This is a genomic window from Streptomyces solincola, from assembly GCF_002982015.1.
Classification (GTDB): Bacteria; Actinomycetota; Actinomycetes; order Streptomycetales; family Streptomycetaceae; genus Streptomyces; species Streptomyces solincola.
Genome location: NZ_PVLV01000687.1, coordinates 1 through 2,179, shown reverse-complemented (window position 1 = coordinate 2,179; position 2,179 = coordinate 1). Strand labels below are relative to the sequence as shown.

Genomic DNA, 2,179 nt, shown 5'->3' with positions numbered 1-2,179 from the left:
CGAACGTTCTCGGCCGAAACCGCCCCGCCCGGCCACCACCGTGTCCGGCGCGGCCCCCGCCGCCCGCGGCCCCGCCGTAGCGGCGACGGCCACCGCGCCGGGCCGCGCACCCCGCGTTTCGCCTGGAGAGGCCGGACCGTCGTCCGCCGGCCGGTGAGCCGACTCCTTTCGGCCGCCCCACGCTCCGCCCCCGCACGGCCCGGCGTACGGATCCGGCCACGCCCGACGGGCCCTTGTGGCGCTCGTCACGTCATGCCTACGATCCCGCTCGTTTCGCTTTCCCCGCACTCTCCGCACGTCTCCGCCACATGGTCGAGGTGCTTTCGTGGAACGGTACGCGTCAGACGCACGGCCGCTCCGCCACCAGGCGCCGGCGCGTGACTTCAGGCTCCTGTGGTGGGCCAACGCCGGCGACGCGCTCGGCACCCAGGCGTCCGGGGCCGTGCTCCCGCTGCTGCTCCTCGGCCTCGGCAACTCCCCGCAGACCGTCGGCCTGATCGCCGGCGCGTCCACCGCGGTGGGGCTGCTCCTCGGGCCGTTCGTCGCCGTGGTCGCCGACCGCGGCGCGCGCCGGCGCGTGATGCTGGCCTCCGCCACCGTCTCCGCCCTCGCCATGGGCGCCCTGAGCCTGTCCCTCACCGTCGGGACCCCGCCCCTGGGCGTCATCCTCGCCGCCGTCCTGGTCGAGCGGCTGGCCACCGCGTGCTTCGAGGCGGCCGCCCGCGGTACCGTCGCGCTGATCTGCCCCGGCCCCGCGCAGCCCCGCGCGGTGGCCCGGCTCGCCGCCGCCGACCAGGGCGCGCTCGTCATCGGACCGGCGCTCGGCGGCACCCTCTACCAGGTGGCCCGGGTCCTGCCGTTCCTCGCCGACGCGCTCTCCTACGCCGTCACCGCCCTGTGCGTACGCGCCCTGCGCACCGACCTCGACGCGCCGGCGGCGGCCCGCACCCCCGGTGAGGGCCTGCTCCGCGAGACGGCGGCCGGGCTGCGCCTGGTGCGCGCCACCCCGCTGCTGCGCCTGGTGCTGCTGTGGACCACCACCGTCAACCTCGTCGTCGTGGCGCTCTACTACGGCGTCGTCTTCGCCCTCCAGCGCGACGGCCACGGCGGCGCCCTGCTCGGCGCGGTCCTCGCCGTCTCCGGCGCGGCCGGGCTCGCCGGCTCGCTGGCCGCCCCCCGGGTGGCGAAACGGTTCGGCGCGCCGCGCACGGTCACCGCCGTCACCTGGCTCCTCGTCCCGCTCACCGCCGCCCTCGCGGCCTCCACCGGCGCCGCCGCCCACGCGGCCCTGCTCGGCTGCGTCTGCCTGCTGATGCCGCTCGCCGCCGTGCTGCTCCAGGCCCGCGCCCTCCAGACCACCGCGCCCGCACTCCAGGCCCGTACCGGCGCGGTCCTCGCCACCGCGAGCACCGGCGCCGCCGCGCTCGCCCCCGTCCTCGCCGGCGTCCTCGCCGACCGCATCTCCGCCGCCGCCCCCGCCGTCGGCTGCGCGGCGGCGCTCGCCCTGCTCGCCGCGTACACCTCCCGCCGCCCGGTCCGCCGCGCCCTCACGCCAGGAGCGGGCCGGTGAGCGGCGGCTACCGCGTCTACCGGGCCGCCCTGCCCGAGGTGTGCGCCGCCGACCCGCGGCGGATGGTCTTCACCGCCGACGCCGACGGCCGCTGCGAGGTCTTCACCTGGGACGCCGCCACCCGCCGCGCCCGCCAGGTCACCAGCCGCCCCCGCGGCACCCTGCACGGCGCCATCGACCCCGACGCCCACGTGTGGTGGTTCGACGAGGACGAACACGGCAGCGGGCACTGGCGGTTCCAGACCTTCGCCGGCGGCCCCGACCGCCCCGGACTGACCGGCCTGCCGCCCGGCCGGCCCCGCGGCCTGGCCGTCACCGCCGACGGCGCCGTCGCCCTGGCCCTCGGCGACGCCCGCGCCACCACCCTGCACGTCGGCGACCGCGGCGGCCCCGCCCGCACCCTGGCCCGCCTGGACGCCGACGCCACCCTCACCGGCGCCACCCCCGGCGGCCGCCTGCTCGCGGTGGCGCGCGCCGGCGCCGTCACCGTCCACGACCACCACGGCGCCACCCGCCCCGTCCTCCCCGGCGCCGCCGGCCGCCTGTGGTCCCTGGGCTTCGACCCGGCCGGCGGCGCCGGGGAGGACGGGGCGGGTGGCGCCGTGGGGG

At 79.5% G+C, this 2,179-nt stretch carries 1 protein-coding gene and 1 pseudogene; both read left to right on the top strand.

Annotation, left to right across the window (positions count from 1 at the left end; all coding sequences use genetic code 11):
• Positions 1-325: 325 nt before the first annotated feature.
• Entirely contained in the window at positions 326-1,570 is a 1,245-nt protein-coding gene (locus C6N75_RS29310) for an MFS transporter (protein WP_181160670.1), read from the top strand.
• A pseudogene (locus C6N75_RS29305) lies at positions 1,567-2,179 on the top strand (S9 family peptidase); the annotation flags it as partial. The gene C6N75_RS29310 and the pseudogene C6N75_RS29305, both read left to right, overlap by 4 nt.